General features: G+C 38.5%; 13 protein-coding genes and 1 tRNA gene. 10 read left to right on the top strand and 4 right to left on the bottom strand.

Going from position 1 to position 18,427, the window contains the following annotated elements; translation table 11 throughout:
* Nucleotides 1-125 precede the first annotated feature (125 nt).
* The 3 genes from H5115_RS07390 (at nt 126) to H5115_RS07380 (ending at nt 3,024) form a co-directional block, all read left to right on the top strand.
* Nucleotides 126-1,325 (top strand): sigma-54-dependent transcriptional regulator, encoded by a 1,200-nt coding sequence (locus H5115_RS07390; RefSeq protein WP_404936122.1) that lies wholly within the window; start codon nt 126-128, stop codon nt 1,323-1,325.
* Nucleotides 1,322-2,605, top strand: coding sequence for a PAS domain-containing sensor histidine kinase (locus H5115_RS07385; RefSeq protein ID WP_182754528.1), 1,284 nt, complete (start codon nt 1,322-1,324; stop codon nt 2,603-2,605). The genes H5115_RS07390 and H5115_RS07385 overlap by 4 nt, the downstream gene beginning before the upstream one ends.
* Nucleotides 2,606-2,939: 334 nt before the next feature.
* Nucleotides 2,940-3,024: transfer RNA gene (locus H5115_RS07380), tRNA-Leu, on the top strand.
* Nucleotides 3,025-3,240: 216 nt separating this feature from the next.
* On the opposite strand, the gene H5115_RS07375 is transcribed toward H5115_RS07380, so the two are convergent.
* From H5115_RS07375 to H5115_RS07360, 4 genes are all read right to left on the bottom strand, one after another.
* Nucleotides 3,241-3,714, bottom strand: coding sequence for a VOC family protein (locus tag H5115_RS07375; RefSeq protein WP_182673298.1), 474 nt, complete (start codon nt 3,712-3,714; stop codon nt 3,241-3,243).
* Nucleotides 3,715-3,814: 100 nt separating this feature from the next.
* Complete coding sequence (locus H5115_RS07370) at nt 3,815-4,285, bottom strand: GFA family protein (protein ID WP_058154198.1); 471 nt, start codon at nt 4,283-4,285, stop codon at nt 3,815-3,817.
* 105 nt (nt 4,286-4,390) lie between these two features.
* Nucleotides 4,391-6,463 carry a catalase gene (locus H5115_RS07365; RefSeq protein WP_182754526.1) on the bottom strand — a complete coding sequence of 691 codons (2,073 nt, stop codon included), beginning with the start codon at nt 6,461-6,463 and terminating at the stop codon, nt 4,391-4,393.
* Nucleotides 6,464-6,705: 242 nt separating this feature from the next.
* Nucleotides 6,706-7,539 carry a mechanosensitive ion channel family protein gene (locus H5115_RS07360; protein ID WP_182681756.1) on the bottom strand — a complete coding sequence of 278 codons (834 nt, stop codon included), beginning with the start codon at nt 7,537-7,539 and terminating at the stop codon, nt 6,706-6,708.
* A gap of 369 nt (nt 7,540-7,908) precedes the next feature.
* On the opposite strand from H5115_RS07360, the gene H5115_RS07355 reads away from it, so the two are divergent.
* The 7 genes from H5115_RS07355 to H5115_RS07325 all read left to right on the top strand — a co-directional run bounded on the left by H5115_RS07355 (nt 7,909) and on the right by H5115_RS07325 (nt 18,383).
* On the top strand, nt 7,909-8,295 hold the full coding sequence (locus H5115_RS07355; RefSeq protein WP_182754524.1) for a hypothetical protein: 387 nt from the start codon (nt 7,909-7,911) through the stop codon (nt 8,293-8,295).
* 330 nt (nt 8,296-8,625) lie between these two features.
* The gene (gene gss / locus H5115_RS07350; RefSeq protein ID WP_182754522.1) at nt 8,626-10,494 is read left to right on the top strand and encodes a bifunctional glutathionylspermidine amidase/synthase; all 1,869 of its coding nucleotides are present in this window, start codon (nt 8,626-8,628) and stop codon (nt 10,492-10,494) included.
* Nucleotides 10,495-10,631: 137 nt separating this feature from the next.
* Nucleotides 10,632-11,000, top strand: coding sequence for a DUF2237 family protein (locus H5115_RS07345; protein ID WP_182754520.1), 369 nt, complete (start codon nt 10,632-10,634; stop codon nt 10,998-11,000).
* A gap of 235 nt (nt 11,001-11,235) precedes the next feature.
* Complete coding sequence (dps, locus tag H5115_RS07340; RefSeq protein WP_024595435.1) at nt 11,236-11,760, top strand: DNA starvation/stationary phase protection protein Dps; 525 nt, start codon at nt 11,236-11,238, stop codon at nt 11,758-11,760.
* 585 nt (nt 11,761-12,345) lie between these two features.
* Nucleotides 12,346-15,285, top strand: coding sequence for a TonB-dependent receptor (locus tag H5115_RS07335; protein ID WP_182754518.1), 2,940 nt, complete (start codon nt 12,346-12,348; stop codon nt 15,283-15,285).
* Between the two features lie 309 nt (nt 15,286-15,594).
* Nucleotides 15,595-16,386 (top strand): hypothetical protein, encoded by a 792-nt coding sequence (locus H5115_RS07330; RefSeq protein ID WP_182754516.1) that lies wholly within the window; start codon nt 15,595-15,597, stop codon nt 16,384-16,386.
* 257 nt (nt 16,387-16,643) lie between these two features.
* Nucleotides 16,644-18,383: a SulP family inorganic anion transporter gene (locus H5115_RS07325; protein WP_182754514.1), complete on the top strand. Its 1,740-nt coding sequence runs from the start codon at nt 16,644-16,646 to the stop codon at nt 18,381-18,383.
* Nucleotides 18,384-18,427 lie beyond the last annotated feature (44 nt).

Genomic DNA, 18,427 nt, shown 5'->3' with positions numbered 1-18,427 from the left:
AGCTGTGTGTGCAAATATGCGAAAGCTCATTCATATATGTTTTGGTGTAATAAAAAACCAAGAAGCGTTTAAGCTTCAAGAAAGTTAAATACGGCCTTGAAGCTTAAAATGAGAGATGGTATCTAATACTGCTCGACATGAACTTCTCGCGCGATACAACGTCTGGTAATGAAGGAATGGCTTTTTTACAGTATGTACAAAAAAAACAATTAGCGATTCCTGTTATAGCAATGACTGCCTGGTCAAGCGTTGACTTAGCTGTACGTGCAATGCAACAAGGGGCATGTGACTTTATTGAAAAGCCTTGGCAAAATCAGCGGCTATTAAAGTTACTTCAGCAACAGCTAACACTTAATGATCTCACTAAGAAAAATAAAAAGTTACAGCAGCAATTAAACGATCATCCCTCGCAGCCTTTTATTTATAACTCAACAGCAATGCAACAACTGATTGAGCAACTAGAAAAAGTAGCCAAAACTGATGCTAATATATTACTAACCGGAGAAAATGGCACAGGTAAAAGTCAGTTAGCCCAATGGATACATCTACAATCAGCTCGTAAAACTCAGCCTTTTATTGCAGTAAATATGGGCGCAATTGTAGAGTCGTTATTTGAAAGTGAAATGTTTGGACATAAAAAAGGGGCGTTTACAGATGCTAAAAGTGAACGTATTGGTCGCTTTGAACTCGCTGAAAATGGCAGTTTATTTCTAGATGAAATTGCTAATATTCCGCTACCCCAGCAGGCTAAATTACTGCGAGTACTTGAAAGCCAAGAGTACGAAATGGTAGGTGCAAGTTACACTAAAAAAGCTAATGTTAGGCTGATAAGTGCTACCAATGGGGATTTTAGTAGGCTCATCGCTACTAGCGCATTTAGGGAAGATTTATATTACCGATTAAATACGCTTGAATTTGTTATTCCACCATTACGAGAACGTGTAGAGGATATAATCCCGCTATGTGAGCACTTTATAAGTCATCACGCCAAAAAGTATAACCATAATTTAATAAAGCTTACTGATTGTGCCAAACTTGCATTATTACACTACTCTTGGCCAGGCAATGTACGTGAGTTAAGCCACATTATTGAACGTGCTGTTTTATTAGCAACTACAGATACTTTAAGTGCGAGTCACCTTAATCTAAATAGTAATCAAGCTAATAATACGCTACCGTTAATGACCCTAGAAAGCGCTGAACGCCAACTTATTGATTTAGCATTAAAACAAACTCAAGGTCACATTCCTAACGCAGCAAAGTTATTAGGGTTAGGTAAATCATCTATGTACCGTCGTCTTGAAAAGTACGGCATTACGGTATGAAAGCACGCTGGCTTTTTAGCTCTTCATTAGAGCGCAGTTTAATAAGCTTTGCTGCACTAAGCGGTTGTTTATCTGCACTTGGTTGCTACTTCATTTGCCAATACTTTACCTTGTCGACAGCAACTTCAGCAGCAATTACAGTGCTATTTTTAATTATTTATTTTAAGTTATTTATGAGTACTTATAACAAAGTTATAAGTAGCTTTAATCGTAACCATGCTCACCTAGATGCTATTTTGAATGAGGATTACAACCAACTCGTTAAACCAAGTTATCAAGGCGGAAGCATCAAGCAATTACAACAAAGCTTAATTACTTTGAGTGAAGAATTATTTAAAAAGAAATCACGCTATGATCAACATGTATTTTTGGTTTATCAGCTAATTGAGCACTTTAATGTGCCAATAATGGTGCTCGATCAAAACAACAAACTAAGTTATGCCAACAACGCATATAGCGAATTTAAAAATACGCCATGGCAAACTCTGCGCTACTCAAGCGCAGAGGCATTAGGACTTATAAAGCACGATGCTCATTGGCAACTTAGCGATGCGATTACTGCGCAGCAATGGCAAATACGCCACAGTGAATTTATAGAGCAAGGCAGTTGCCATCAACTTATTGTAATGATTAATATCACCTCTGCTCTTCGCGAAAACCAGCTACAAGCATGGCAACAAATAATTCGCGTACTTGGCCACGAAATTCGTAATTCGCTCACTCCGGTGATTGGTATGGCCGAAAACCTCGCGATAAAGCTTACCGAGCCACGTCAGGCCCAAGCGTTAAACGTAATAAGTGAGCGTTGTAATTACCTAAATGAGTTTGTAACCCGCTACGGTGATATAAATAAAGCCCTTTCACTCAATATTGTTACGATAGACAGTAAGGCTTTTTTTAATCAAGTTTGCGCTATTTACCCTAATGTTGAGTTTACTCGTAGCATTAACTGCCCAACTTTTAATGCCGATCGTACATTTTTACATCAAGTAATTATTAACCTGATAAAAAATGCCATAGAAGCCAGTTCCTGCCCGGTTAAAATAGCATTGAAAATTGACACTCAAAACACGGTGAACTGCATTACTATTTCTGACAACGGACATGGCCTTGCAAACCCGGATAATATATTTGTGCCGTTTTACACCACTAAACAACAAGGCCAGGGCATTGGTCTCAGCTTTTGTCGTAACGTAATTGAGCAACACCACGGCAGCTTGAGTTTAGTAAACAAAAGTAATGGCTTAGGTTCTGTAGCAACTATTTTGTTACCGGTATAATTAATTTTAACAAGAGTTTGCGGGTATTTGTGGGTATAAGTTTTGGTATGTAAAACTTAAAACCTAATAACACAAGTATTAGAGCAGGTTAAAGTTTGAAGTACATAATCGATACGTTTTTCCATTATACAAACTAGTTTAGTGTTTAATGCCTTAACCACAACTATAAACGATTAATTATCAACCAGTTGTTTGTGCAAATAAAAGAAAAGGCTTGCCGCCCCCTCTTTTGTTTGTATAATGCGGATACAGAATAAGAGGTATATAAGTATCCTTTTTATTTTAAGTGGTTTTTCTTTATCTTTTTATGCTTAAAAGATTAAAGAAAAATTATGCCAGCGTGATGAAATTGGTAGACATGGGGGATTCAAAATCCCCTTCCGAAAGGAGTGCCGGTTCGAGTCCGGCCGCTGGTACCACTTTTTGAACCTCAGCTAATTATTGGCTGAGGTTTTTTTATGCCTAAAATTTAACTAGTAATCTATACCAATTCGCTTTACTAAGTGAGCTACTTTTAGGTAAAAACGGTTTCGATAACAAGATCAAACCTAGATGAGCTTAAGCAAAAGCTACAAGCCTTTCATTAAAGCCGTCAACGTAATTAGGAAGGTACATAAATCTAATTAGCATGATAGTTATGCGTCTTGCTCTTGATTTGTTATATTCCCAATTCGATTATTTAACTCTTCGTCACTAACATCTTCTTTGTGTGTACCAATGATCCATATATGACCAAATGGGTCTTGTAGCGTGCCGGTCCTATCACCATAAAACTGATCATGTACGGGTCTTATTTCTGTTGCACCAAGCTCAATTGCTTTTTTAAACACTGTATCAACATCTTCAACATAAAGCATAAGGCTTAGCGCTGTACCACCGAGCTCTTTTGGGTTTTTTAAATGCTCTTCAGAACCATTATCTGAAAGCATAATATGCGAATCACCAATTATTATTTCTGCATGTGCTATTCCACCATCAGGTAAAGGCATCTGCATTACGTGTTCAGCACTAAATGCATCACAATAAAAATCTATCGCTTTTTGTGCGTCATTCATAATTAAATAAGGTGTAACTGAATGAAACCCTTTTGGTATTGCTGAGACTGCCATAATATTCTCCTTTACTTACGCGGTGATTTTTAATATTTAATTAACTAAATATGCGCTTAATTGCCCCTAAATTTAAGCTTAGCTCATACAAAAAATTGCGTTACTTTTCGAGGTTTAGACGTTTATGCCAAGCAGCAATACTTTCATCAGGGTATTCTTCAAACTGCTTGTCACCTTCATTAATGGGCGCATTTACCCAATTTGCTTTACTACCAAGCATTAAATGAGTGCGCTCTGGCGGTATGGGTAACTCACTATCTATTGCACCAGCAAAGGGATGAACTTGCTCGGGCCAACGTGCATCGTATAACCACAAGTTAGCACTACAATGCTTACAAAAATGACGCTCTGCAGGGCTGATTTTATCGCCTATTTTTGCATGATAAATAGTTATGTGTTCACGCCCTGTAACCTCAAGCGTGCTGTATTGCGCGTTTAAATTAATAACAAACCCGCCGCTCCCTGCGGTTTTACGACATATAGAGCAGTAACATAAATTGTAAGGATAAGGGTGTTTTGAGTTGACCGTAAATACCACTTTGCCACAGTGACAAGCGCCATTAAGCTTTATAATATATCCAATTTTTTATTGTTGGCTTGAACTAATACCTTAACTAGGTGAGCTAAAAAAAACCACAACTATTACATGCTGTGGTTTTTTTAATTATTGAGCTTACTAACGCTCCCAATATCTTAAATTACGCAATGTATTTATAAATTTATCGCCTGAATGTGCCTCTAAATCTATCCAACCATCATCTACTTTTCCATCAAGGCCTGCCGCTTTAAATAAAGGCTTAGCCTCATTTGTAAAGCCTATAAATTTCATATGTGCGTACGCATCACTTACAAAGTCTTTAGCTTCTGCTATGGCAGCTAGTTTTTCAGCTCCATCTTCGGTGGTGAGTACAAGTACCGCATCGTATAAAACCGATGGACCACCATTAATAACCTGATCAGCTTTAAAATGCTTACCTTTACTGCATTTAGCACCGCCAACTTGCGGGGCAATAATTTCAAAGTTTGCACCTTCACTTTTAAGTGCATTGGTAACCGATTCAAAAATTTCTGCATTAAAGCCATCACTTACTAAAATACCTAATTTACGGCCTTTGAAGGTGTTGGGCGCATTTTTCAAAATACTTAACGCATCAGATACAGGTAAGTCTTTACGTGTTGGCATTGCAGCTTCAGCTGGAGCTGGCATTTCTTGCAAGCCAAGTCCTTCGGCAACTTTATTTGCGAGGGTTTCGTCAATATTTAACAAGTGCGATACCAAACGTTCTCGTATTGGCAAATGCTCAACTTTAGACAGCTCAAACACGTACGCAGATTGAATATGCGCCTGCTCTACCTCTGTTTGACTTAAATAAAATTGACGAGCTTGACTGTAATGATCGCTGAATGTTTCTGAGCGATAACGCAGTTTATCACCGCCATTTACTTCAGGTTCCTTTGAGCTTTTAAAGCCATGTACTGGGCATTCGCGCGGGTTGTTTTCGTCGCCGCTCCATGAGTTTGGCTCATAATTAACACGCCCTTTTGGATTGTGCATTGCCATGTGGCCATCTTGCTGAAAATGACGCATTGGACATTTAGGCGCATTGACCGGAATATGCGTAAAGTTAGGACCACCTAAACGCTTGGTTTGAGTATCTAAGTATGAAAAGTTACGACCTTGCAGTAGCGGGTCAGGTGTAAAGTCGAGCCCCGGTACAATGTTTTGAGTACAAAATGCTACTTGCTCTGTTTCTGCAAAAAAGTTGTCTACAACACGGTCAAGCACCATACGGCCAACAATTTGCACTGGTACTTGCTCTTCAGGTATAAGCTTGGTGGCATCAAAAACATCAAATTCAAATTCATCAGCAAATTGCTGATCAAACACCTGTACACCTAGTTCCCACTCAGGGAAGTCGCCGTTGCCAATAGATTCCCACATGTCTCTGCGATGAAAATCAGGGTCCGCGCCGTTTAGCTTAAGTGCTTCGTTCCATACTACAGATTGCATTCCGCCTTTTGGTTTCCAATGAAATTTAACAAATTTCTCATCACCTTTGGCATTAATAAATTTAAAGGTATGAACACCAAAACCTTCCATAAAGCGTAAAGAGCGTGGAATAGCTCTATCAGACATTGCCCACATAACCATGTGCATTGACTCAGGCGATAAACTTACAAAGTCCCAAAAGTTATCATGTGCTGTTTGCGCTTGGGGGAAACCACGATCTGGCTCGGCTTTAGCTGAATGAACTAAGTCTGGAAACTTCATTGCATCCTGAATAAAGAATACCGGTATATTGTTACCCACTAAATCCCAGTTTCCTTCTTGGGTATAAAATTTCACCGCAAAACCACGTACATCACGTGCTAAATCTGGAGACCCTTTATTACCTGCAACCGTAGAGAAACGAGTAAATACTGGGGTTTTTTCACCTTTTCGCTGAAAAATATCTGCACAGGTTAAATCTTCAAGCGTGTCGTAAGTTTCAAAATATCCGTGTGCACCATAGCCTCTAGCGTGCACTACACGCTCAGGAATGCGCTCGTGATCAAAGTGAAAGATCTTCTCGCGCATTATGTGATCTTCTAATAATCCTGGGCCACGCTTTCCTGCACGTAATGAATTTTGATCGTCACTTACAGGGCAGCCCTGCGCGGTGGTCATGGTAGGGTGTTCATTCGATGCTTTTTGATGCAATTCACCGCCATGCCCTTTATTACCTGAGTATTTAAATGATTCAGCCATGTTTAGTCCTTCATACAGTTTGATTTAATGGGTCAATAGTTTTTATGAGCTTTAAAGCTAAAAGCGACTATGCAAATGCAAAATAAAGACCAGCCATCCAACCTAGCAAAAAAGGGCTGTACAGATAACAATGTAGTATTTGAAGTGGTTTATAAAAGAAAAGGTTACACAGGTATGTAACTTTTTCACACAAAAAAAGAGCACTTAAAAGTGCTCTTGCGTTTAAACCGTTTTAAATTTAGTTAATCTTTGCTTTCGTTAACTAAAATAACTTTACGATGTGGGAAAGGTATTTCGATGTTGTTTTCATCCAGTGCTTTTTTAATTAACTCTGGCACAGTGTAAAGAATATCGAAGTAATGCTCGCCCTTACAAAAAGGTCTTACTAAAAAGTCTACTGAGCTGCTGTTAAGTGTTTCTACTTCAACAAAAGGCGCTGGATCTTTTAGTATGTGTGGGTGCGCTGCAAGTACGCCATCTATAACTTTACGTACAGCCGTTGTATCTTCACCGTAAGCAACACCAAAATGCATATCAACACCACGAATTGGATGATGTGAATGGTTTATAATTTGCGCGCCCCAAATTTGACTATTTGGTATAATAACCTGTTGGTTATCGAACGTTTGTAAAATAGTAGTAAACATATCTACTTCTGTTACTTTACCAAAACGCCCTGCAGCCTCAATAAAGTCATTCACTTTATAAGGTCTAAATATTAGCAACATAACGCCTGCGGCAAGGTTCGACATTGCACCTTGTAACGCCAAGCCTATAGCAAGTCCCGCAGCACCGAGTAAAGCAATAATAGAGGCTGTTTGAACACCAAAGCGATTTAACACAGCAATAATAACGAACGCTAATATGATGTAGCGAGCCATGCTGCCTAAAAAGCGAAAAAGCGTATCGTCAAGATGAGTGTATTTATGACACAAGCCAATAATTAAATTGCGTACTTTGCCCGCTAACCATAAGCCCGCAAGTAAAATTGCAATTGCTAGTAATATGTTGGTTGCCCACGTAATTGCAGCGGGTAAATATTGATTAATATCAATGTTGTTTATTATGTCTTCCATTGTTTTTCCTGTTTTAAAAACTTTTAGCTAGTTTTGCTATACCAAGCGCAACAGCTTAACAAAAAATTAACTAAAGTACGGATATAGGAGTATTTTAAAACATAACGAAAGAGCGTTCCCCTCAAAACATGTCATCGCTCATGTAAATCTTTCAACACATAATTTTGCTTTACCCTTTGGTTTATAGCTTAAATAATTAAACTTTAACTAGTTCATAAATAAAGCTAATACCCGAAATAAACCTCGGTTAACTCTCTTAATTTTCTAATTATTGCTGGCACTCATCTATAAATTTACCGATAATCTCACCTAAGCGCGCATATATTGGCGAGACATCACAATTGGATGAAATTAAAACAAAGGATTATTATGAAAAAGTACTCAATTTTAGTTACAGCGGCAGCACTTACTATTCTTGCTGGTTGTTCAACATCTGTTGCAGTAAGAGACTTTGAACAAAACCCTATTCCGCAAACATCAACAATTACCAACAGTGAAGCTGACGTAGAAAAAGGTATTATAAAGGCATGTATTCAGCTTGGTTGGAAGTGTACGCCTTTGAGTGAAGGTAAAATAAAAGGTGTACTGGATATTCGCACACATCAATTAACTGTCGATATTGCGTATGACAAAACGGCATACTCAATCAACTATAAAGACTCTATTAACTTAAACTACAACGGCAAAAAAATTCACCGCCAATATGTTAATTGGGTATCAAACCTAATACGCCATATAGATGCTGAAATGATTTAGCAGCGCGTTAACCTGCTTTACATATTATAAAAAAACACTAAATATGAATAATAAAAGTGGAGAAGTTACCTATAGCTACTCCATTTTTTAGTTGAGATTTAAACAGTAATAATTACGTCAAAAATATTACTAACTTTCAACCAGCTAAAAGTCAAAAAGTACCAAACCTTATACTATTAGTAAAAGTACTCTCCCATCTTTCCACTCTTTAATGAATGAGTAATTTTTTACTTATCCCCCTTCGTAAAAGCATATTTTATATCTTGCTATAACGCAGTTTGGCTCATATAGTCAGCAAATTATCACACCTTATTTTGAACATCTTTGTTTATGAAACCTTCTGCTCCTGCTAGTGATTTTGGTACTTTATTAGGTTATGCACCTGGTAATGTTGCTGTTTACTCATCTGATTATGATACGGCTGATGAAAGCATTTATCCTAATCGTAGTGCCTATCGTAGTTACCTAGACGGTATTTACATGGGCTATAAATGGCAATGCGTTGAATTTGCCCGAAGATGGATGTACCTCAATCATGGTTATATTTTTGATGACATAGCTATGGCTTACGATATTTTTGAGTTGCGTTCAGTGCGCGATGTAAATAGCCAAAATAGACTGCCACTAAACGCGTTTAAAAATGGTGCTAAACATCATCCTCAAGTAGGTAGTTTACTTATTTGGGAAGAAGGCGGCGAGTTTGAAGAAACAGGCCATGTTGCTGTCATTGTTGAAGTGCATGAAGATAAAATACGTCTTGCTGAGCAAAATGTAGGGCATCAAATATGGCCAACAAATCAAAACTGGTGCCGTGAACTAAAAGCAAAAGTAACTAAAGATGGCGACTATTGGATTGAGTGCTCTTACAGCGACGCCACTATTTTAGGTTGGATGACACAAACTGATGAAACAGAATATGCTGAGCCAACGTTTGAGCTAAACACTGACTTATTTACTATAGAAGCCCATAAAGCAGCAGATACAGGCCAAGCAAACAAGTCATGGTTAAATATTGCGAATGACGATGAAGCTGCCTACGTAGAAATGATGCAAGGCCATAAACTTACATCCGTAGATGAAGATCAGCATAATTACTTTGCAATATCTCAAACGGCGCAGCAAAGCATTGAGCATGCAACAAATGAGCTGCATGGTTTATTTATGCATGCAACCGACTATGTACTGCAGCACCCTGAGTTATTAAAAAAGTTTAATTTACCCGATGTTGTGCTTAATAAAATTCGCCAATCGTGGGATAACCGCTTAAACCAATTAATTACCAGCCGGTTTGACTTTGCCTTAACAGCAGCAGGTTTAAAAGTTTACGAATACAATTGCGATTCGGCATCGTGTTACATGGAAAGCGGCAAAGTTCAGGGAAAGTGGGCAAAACACTTTGGTGTTAAAACAGGTGTAGATGCAGGCCAAAATTTATTTAAAGATCTCGTAAAAGCATGGCGCAAAAGTGAGGTAAAAGGTCTTGTTCATATTCTGCAAGATGATGAACCAGAAGAACATTACCACGCATTATTTATGAAAGAAGCTATTGAAGCCGCAGGCTTTGAGTGTAAGCTAGTAATTGGCTTAAGCACACTTCGCTGGAATGAGTCAGGCAACATAGTAGATACAGATGGCGCACAACTGAGTTACGTATGGAAAACCTGGTCGTGGGAAACCGCACTTGATCAAATTCGTGAAGAATGCGAAGCCGACCAATCATTAGGTGATAACTTTGAACCACAATTCAAAGCTGGTGAAATGCCACGCTTAGTCGATGTATTACTGCGTAAAAATGTCATGGTGTTTGAACCGCTGTGGACATTAATTCCTAGTAACAAGGCTATTTTGCCAATACTGTGGAGCTTATTCCCTAATCATAAATATTTACTTAATACCGCGTTTGAGCTTAACGACGAGTTATTACAAACCGGATATGTAGTTAAACCAATAGTGGGACGCTGTGGCGCTAATATTCAACTTGTTGATGAACAGCAGCAAGTTATAGAAAAGACAATGGGGCACTTTGCCGAGCAAGACCAAATATACCAACAACTATTTGCACTGCCTAAAGTAGATGACTACTTTGTACAAATATGTAGTTTTACAGCCGCCGGTAAATACTCCGGTGGTGGCGTGCGTGTTGATAAAAGCATGATCATAAACGGCCATAGCGATTGTATGGCGCTGCGTATGAAATAATAAACAATACTAAGCCCGCAATTTGCTGCGGGCTTAAGTTTGTGTAGACCCCCTCCCTCTTTTAAGTTTTATAGCTATCTCAAGCGAGTTACTCCTGATAGAGTAAATTTATTAAACACCACAAACTAAGGTATTTCATGGCGAATCAATTTAATGTACTTGGCACACGTTTAAAACTATGTTGCGGTAATGGTGGCTACACACGTGAAGGGTTTTGTTATGTACCAGAATCAGATCTTGGCAATCACAGTGTGTGTGCAATTATGACTGATGAGTTTTTACAATTTTCAAAATCACAAGGTAACGATTTAATAACCCCGAACCCTCTTTACGATTTCGAAGGTTTAAAAGCCGGTGATAAATGGTGCTTGTGTTCAGTAAGATGGCTTCATGCTATTTCAGCAAACGTTGCGCCACCAGTGGTACTTGAAGCCACAAATAAAAAATCATTAGAAATAGTGCCGCTCGATGTTTTAAAAGCGCACGAATATAAAGCCAACGTTTAAATACACCTAAAAGTAACTAAATCGAAGTCTGCATATTTTACAAATATATGCAGGCTTTTCAAAAATCCAATCTCCTCTGCAGCCTTAAAAACTTTAATTTAAAATATAACCAATTGTTTTTTAATCACTTTAAAAATAAAGCAACTTACGGCATAGCAGTTGCTTTATTAAGCTTAAGTCACGCTCATCACGCAACACATTATATGAGCTACACATTACTTAAGTAGGAGAAATTATGAGTAACAATAACGAATCAAACAAAACAACTAAATTTACCGCGCCAGGTATGAGTGACGAATCAGCCCAAAAAACAATAGCTACGTTAGATAACCGCATGGTTGCATTGATAGATTTACAGCTTACTTTAAAGCATATTCACTGGAACGTAGTGGGACCTAACTTTATTGGCGTACATGAAATGATAGACCCGCAAGTAGACATTGTACGCGAAATGACAGATACAATTGCAGAGCGAATTGCGACACTTGGTGCAGTACCTGTTGGCACACCAAAATCAATTGTAGATCGCCGTACTTGGGACGAATACTCTGTAGGCAAAGGCCTAGTCACCGAGCATTTGGCTGCGCTTGATAAAGTATATAACGGCGTTAATGCCGATCACCGTAAAGCAATTGAGACTCTTTCTGAGCTAGATCCGGTCTCTGAAGATATGATCACCAGCCAACTAGCCGATTTAGAGCAATTTCAGTGGTTCATACGAGCACATTTAGAATCATCTACAGGCGAATTACAGAGCTAATACATCTAAAGTAAGAAAGCCCAGCATTATTATGCTGGGCTTTTTTTTTGCGTAAAAATCTATTTATCGCTACCTAGTGTATCGCCCCCACCCCAGCTAGTACAAAATCAATATAAAAACAATAGAAAATTGGTATTACCAAAATAATTTTTAATTATTTTAACCTCTCCACTATTTCGCAAATTTATAAATCATTTAGAACTTTTAATGGTCGCTCTTCCAAGTCAATATCACTTAAAAAGTAAACTAAACACGTATAAAAGTACGCATAAAATTTAAAAATAGTACAAATAATATATAAAAATGCCTTTGGTAAAGATACTTCAATAAAATTCATTCAAAATACAAAAAATAAAAACACACTATAAGCCTTTAAATTTATTAAATATAAGAAAAATAAAAGAGGTTTTTGTAATACACATTGTGAAATTTTGGTAAACAAAGGTTGTAAATAAAGTTGAATTGGATTAATTTCAACCATACCACCTGTATGACACACCACAGGAAACAAACAGTTAAATTGGTTAACCAAACCAAGTAACAACACACACAATGACGCAAGTCGTACCCAAACGGGAGAGATACATGAAACTCAATCAAATTACTTCAACATTAATTAATAAACATAAAAGAAGTAACTCTACAGCAATCAGTGCCGCAGCCCTTTTATTAATGGCTTCTTCAAATATTGCAGCGCAAGAGGCTCCCACAGCTTCAGAAACGGCAGCTGCAGACATTGAAGTTATTGAAGTAAAAGGCATGCTAGGTAGTATGAAAGCCGCCGCTATGCTTAAGCGTACTGACGGACGTATTGTAGATGCAATTGTTGCTGAAGACATTGGTAAGTTACCTGATAATAATATTGCAGAAGCACTGCAACGAATTACTGGCGTATCTATTAATACCGATTTTGGTGTGGGTGACAGTGTTTCGATTCGTGGCTTACCTCAAAACCGTGTTGAATTAAATGGTCGCTCTACTATTGGTGACTCTCGTGACGGCATTAGCTTGCAAGATTACCCATCAAGCTTCTTAAAAACAGTAGAAGTAGTTAAGTCTCCTACTGCCGATATGATTGAGGGTGCATTAGGCGGAACAGTTAGTTTAAAGACAGTTCGCCCACTAGAGTTAGATAAACTAACTGGCGCAGTTTCATTAGATGGCGAATACGCTGATAAAACAGAAAATGTAGCTCCTATTTTTAGTGGTTCAATTGGTAACAACTGGGACTTTGATGAAATGGGTACCTTTGGTGCCATTGCTATGTTTTCATTCCAAGATCGCGAAATTCGCCAAGATGAAACATCTAGCCGTGTTAAACCTCAAGATATCGAAATTAATGGCCAAGAAGGTAATACACCTAGTGGCAACGCTATCGTAAGAGACGAGCACAGTGTTGAACAATATGTAGAACAACGTAAACGAACTGCTGTAAATTTATCTCTTCAATGGGCACCACAATCAGGTAATGGCATGGTGTATCTTGATTTAAGCGGCACAAAGCGCTCAGGTGAACAAGCTGGTAACTCTATTTTAGGTGTCGCAGGTTCACTATCAACAGATGCAAATACAACTCAAGATGCTAACGGCGTAAATAATTACACGTTAACAAACGAATTTGGTATTCCTAAAACATACAGTGACTTTCGTGAAACTGACTCGTTTTCAAATGCACTTGGTGTAGAGTGGAACCTTACTGACAGCATCAAAATCTCTGGTGAAATTGCGGTAGCATCATCAGAAAGCGTAAGACCTGATTCTGAATTTACACTTCGCCCAATCGAAAAATCAACATTTGAAGCAAGTGGTGGAACTCAGCTAACAAATCATTTATATGATGGTGCATTCTCTCAAGACGGTAATAAATTACCAAGCATCATTCATTCAGATCCTAATGCATTTACTGACCCACAAAACTTAGCACTTCGTACGTTTAAAAGTGAAGATAGAAGAACAGACAATGACGAAACAGCTATTCGTTTTGATGTTGAAATGTTTGAGCCACTCAGCAGCTTAAGCTGGGTATCTAAAGTAAAAGCGGGTGTACGTGTTACTAACCGCGATTACGAATATGAGCAATACAAAGTAGAAATTAAAGACATTTATAAAAATGCATTTAACGACTCAGACGGTTCGTTAGCCACTTTATGGGTTGATGACTACAACGCTGCTTTTTCAAATAGCTTTACAACAGTTAGCCACGACAACTCTTTTGACCAACTAGATCATTCGGGACAAAATGACCTACTAACCTTTTTAAGCTACAACGGTTTATCTAACCCGGCCAATACTTACGCTCAACTTCAGCAGTTACTTGCAGGTACGAACTTAGCGTCAACAGGTAGTCTTTCAGATAACCAAGAGTTCCAAGAAAGCGCATACCGTAACGTAGTTGAAGATACAGCTGCCGTGTATATATCAGCCTACTTAGACTTTGATAACATCACTGCAATTGTGGGTGGTCGTTATGTAACTACGGATTTAGAATCAAGCGTATTTCTTAATGGCGAAAAAGTAACTGGCGACAATGACTACAGCGACTTTTTACCAAGCTTAAACGTAACGTATAACTACTCAGACGAAACATTATTCCGCTTTGCTGCTGCAAAAGTTATGCGCCGCGCTGACTTTAGCGAACTAAGCCCTGCATTTGACGTTAATAACGACATTACAGGTGCAACGCAAGGCTCTATTGATTTAGAACCATATCGTGCAACGCAATACGACTTATCTGTAGAGCATTACTTTGACCAAGGTAACGTAATTTCTTTCGCAGTATTTTATAAAGATGTTGAATCTTTCTTAAGTAACGAAAGTAGCTGTGTGGCGGCATCAAGCACTTCAACAGGCCAAAACGTAACTCAATGGAACCAAGTATGTCAGCTTGACGTTGCAGGTGTTTCACAAGATAACCTAGTTTACTCGGATGCAACTGACTTCCCAGTAGATGCTGATGGCTTTAACCATGTAGCAGGCTTACGTGACGCAGGACTAACGGGTATCGATACTGTTAAAAATGTAAACGGTGAAAACGGCTCAGTACAAGGCTTTGAAGTTGGTTATCAACAGTTCTTTACAGACCTACCTGGCGCATTTTCTGGCTTAGGCATTAACGCAAACTACACATACGCAGACAGCGAGCAACCAAACGGTAACCCGTTATTAGATATTTCTAAAAATACGTATAACTTACAAGTATTTTGGGAATACGAAGGTTTCTCTACTCGTCTAGCTTATAACTACCGTGACACTTTCTTAGATACTGAAAACGAGAAACGTGTAGAAAATATTAACTCAGACGGCAGTATTTCAGCAGAAGGTACTGTTTACGGTAATAACTACCGTGACGACAGAGGCCAGTTAGACTTCTCTGCAAGCTGGGATATTAACGAAAACGTGACCTTAGTAGGTAATGCGACCAACTTAACGGGTGAGCCTTCTATTTACCTATCTGAACTAGGTGGTGCTTGGAAGTACACTGAAGCGGATCGCCGTTACAGCTTTGGTATTCGCGCTAAATTTTAATTTTCCCTAAAAACTAAAGCCTGCTTTTATGCAGGCTTTTTTACGTCTATAAAAAAGTGGCACTTGTGTTAAAACATCGCACAATTTTTATAACTAAATATTTAATTAAAGCAATAAAATTATCATTGAATAATACTTCAAACTAAAATTTAGATACCGCGTAAACAATATCAACCTCCTGCACTTCACTTTTAGCGCACAAACTAAGCACCATACATTGCACTAAAAACCAGCAACCTTGCAGCTTGGTTATAAAATGTCTAGTATTCTAAAGCCGTACTTATAATTGGTACGAAAAAAGGATTAACAATGTTTCTAAAATACATAACAACAATATCAATCACATTATCATTACTATTATTAACAGCATGCGGCTCTGGGGGAAGTAAAACAAAAGAGGCTGAAAGCATTGAAATACCAAAATCAAAAGCGGTTATTAATAACAGTCCCTTAAGTGACTACAAAATAATTATCTATGGTAATAGCCATAGTTCACAGTTAGGGGGCTTATTAGAAATAATTATTACAAGTCAGTTACCTAGCACTTCAGTCAAAATAACGACTGTTAGTGGTCGATTTTTAGATGAAATAGTCGCAGTAAATGCGAATGTCGATAAATTAAAAAGTGATAACTGGAGTCATGCAATTTTTCAAGGCCAAAAGTACTCACAATCAGGTTCGACTGACTACCCTACAAGCGCAACTGAGCGATTAATCTCGAACGCAAAAGAGCATAAAATTACACCTATTTTATTTCCAGAGCATCCTCAAAAAGGGGATCCCGCAGAAGCAAAGCAGGTTTACGACCTCCATTTAGCAATCAGTCAAAAACAACCTAGCTGCATAGCGCCTGTTGGCTTTGTATGGAATCGAGTATTAGAAATAATGCCTAGTATAAACCTTCATAGTGCCGACGGTAATCATGCATCCTATGCTGGGAATGTCCTTACAGCGATGACCTTTTATCAAATCATTACCTCGGAATTAACAGACACAATGCCATTTATTCCTGCTATAGATTTAACACAGCAAGAACAAGCTTTATTTGGACAAGTAGTAACAGAAGTACTTGAGTTATATCCGGCATGTGGTGCTAAATAATCTTAAAAAATTTAAAACTAGATTTTAGATTTAGTGATTTCCTGAGGTGCTCAATATCAGTACATTAATACTACGCACATAAGCTGATTAAAAGACACCTCAGGAAAATTCAATTTTCACTTTTTTGCCAAATTATAAATTTAATATCTTGATAAATAATCACCTGCAATTTATTAAAATAACCGCCGTCCTAGCTATACTTATTTGAATATTAAATTTACTATCAAAACGTTGTAACTATTAGCAGGAAAACTAAAGTGCTGTCGCGTTTATATAATTTTATGCCCGGTTTAAATACATTGCTGCACTATGAACGCCAATGGTTTGCTGATGATGTAAGGGCGGCGCTATCAGTAGCGGCAGTGGCTTTACCTGTTGCCATTGCTTACGCACAACTAACCGGTGTTAACGCCGCCGTAGGGTTATACTCTTGCATACTGCCAATGATGCTATATGCACTTTTTGGTACTTCAAAACAATTAATAGTCGGCCCTGATGCCGCAACCTGCGCCGTTATTGCCGCTGTAGTAACACCTCTTGCTGCAGGTGACAGCTTTAAGCATTGGCAACTTGTTGTCACCATGACCGCTATGACCGGCTTTTGGTGCTTTATAGCCAGTAAATTTAAGTTAGGTGTATTAGCCGACTTTTTATCTAAACCTATTTTAATGGGCTTACTAAACGGCGTAGCCATCACTATTATTGTTGGTCAATTTTCTAAAGTATTTGGTTTTACTTTTGATGAGCGCTACTTACTTGAACGGCTCGGTGGTGTGCCCACATACCTAGCGCAAACACATGCTCCCACCTTATTAATGGCTTTGTTTACACTGGCGATCTATTTTGCCATGAAGCGTATAAGACCCACGTGGCCTGCATCTATGTTCGCCATTGCATTTGGTGCGCTTTTGGTATGGATTTTTGATTTAAAACAGTTTGATATAAAAACCATTGGCACCGTAACTGGCGGGCTTCCCGTTTTTAATACCCCTGTTTTTGATTTAGGGATTATTCGTGAGCTGGTGGTACCCGCACTTAACTTAGCCATCGTGAGCTTTGTTAGTATGATGCTAACTGCCCGCAGCTTTGCTGCTAAAAATGGCTACGACATAGACGCCGATAAAGAATTTAGAGCGTTGGGTATTGCCAATATAGCGTCAGCTCTATCGCAAGGTTTTGCAGTCAGTGGCGCCGACTCACGCACCGCGGTTAACGATGCAACCGGTGGTAAAACACAGTTAGTATCAATAATTGCAGCAGCTATTATTGCGCTCATAGCTGTATTTTTAACAGCCCCACTTGAATTTATTCCAAGCGCAGCGCTAGGTATTGTACTTATTATTGCCTCTGTACACTTACTCGATTTAAAAGCTGTTTGGCAATTAAAACGAAAAGACAAACACGCATTTTATCTCGCCTCAGCCACCTTACTTGCGGTGTTATTTATTGGCGTTATACCAGGGATCACACTTGCTGTATTACTGGGGTTATTTCAATTTATTCGCACTGTTATGCGCCCAACAGACAACATATTAGGCGTAGATGTTAACGGTGTAGTAAGAAGTTTAGACGCCACAGATAAAGCAAAAGCAGTGCAAGGTGTGTTCATCTATCGCTTTAATTCACCTTTAACTTACTTTAATGCCAGCTACTTTAAACGCAGATTACTTGAGCAATACGCAAGGCAAAAAGACGATACACAATGTGTAATAATTGACGCTGTGCCCTGCTTTACTCATTTAGATTTAAGCGTAATGGCCATGCTTGCAGATCTCGACGTTATATTTAAAAAGCGTGATATAAGGCTTGAGCTTGCAGGTAGAAAACGTCAGTTACTTTCGTGGTTTGATATTGCAGGAATGAAGTCAGGAAAAGAAGGTATATATATTCACTCAGACTTATACATCGCCCTAAAAAGAAATAGCGTAAGGCAGCACACGCAAGAGGTTAGCTTGTTTGAGTCAGACGAAAATAAAGAACCGCTCACACAGCAATAAAATACAATAAGCAGATCAGCTAACTGATCTGCTGTTTAGTATTA

The organism is Pseudoalteromonas sp. SR44-2, from assembly GCF_014163745.1.
GTDB classification, from domain to species: domain Bacteria; phylum Pseudomonadota; class Gammaproteobacteria; order Enterobacterales; family Alteromonadaceae; genus Pseudoalteromonas; species Pseudoalteromonas distincta.
The sequence above is the reverse complement of the archived record's forward strand: the minus strand, read 5'-3'. Positions and strand labels throughout refer to the sequence as shown.

What these genes read in the sequence shown, in the direction of transcription:
- H5115_RS07385 (WP_182754528.1), top strand. Translation starts at nt 1,322, where the DNA reads ATGAAAGCACGCTGGCTTTTTAGCTCTTCATTAGAGCGCAGTTTAATA.
- H5115_RS07375 (WP_182673298.1), bottom strand. Translation starts at nt 3,714, where the DNA reads ATGGCAGTCTCAGCAATACCAAAAGGGTTTCATTCAGTTACACCTTAT.
- H5115_RS07365 (WP_182754526.1), bottom strand. Translation starts at nt 6,463, where the DNA reads ATGGCTGAATCATTTAAATACTCAGGTAATAAAGGGCATGGCGGTGAA.
- H5115_RS07360 (WP_182681756.1), bottom strand. Translation starts at nt 7,539, where the DNA reads ATGGAAGACATAATAAACAACATTGATATTAATCAATATTTACCCGCT.
- H5115_RS07355 (WP_182754524.1), top strand. Translation starts at nt 7,909, where the DNA reads ATGAAAAAGTACTCAATTTTAGTTACAGCGGCAGCACTTACTATTCTT.
- gss (WP_182754522.1), top strand. Translation starts at nt 8,626, where the DNA reads ATGAAACCTTCTGCTCCTGCTAGTGATTTTGGTACTTTATTAGGTTAT.
- H5115_RS07345 (WP_182754520.1), top strand. Translation starts at nt 10,632, where the DNA reads ATGGCGAATCAATTTAATGTACTTGGCACACGTTTAAAACTATGTTGC.
- dps (WP_024595435.1), top strand. Translation starts at nt 11,236, where the DNA reads ATGAGTAACAATAACGAATCAAACAAAACAACTAAATTTACCGCGCCA.
- H5115_RS07335 (WP_182754518.1), top strand. Translation starts at nt 12,346, where the DNA reads ATGAAACTCAATCAAATTACTTCAACATTAATTAATAAACATAAAAGA.
- H5115_RS07330 (WP_182754516.1), top strand. Translation starts at nt 15,595, where the DNA reads ATGTTTCTAAAATACATAACAACAATATCAATCACATTATCATTACTA.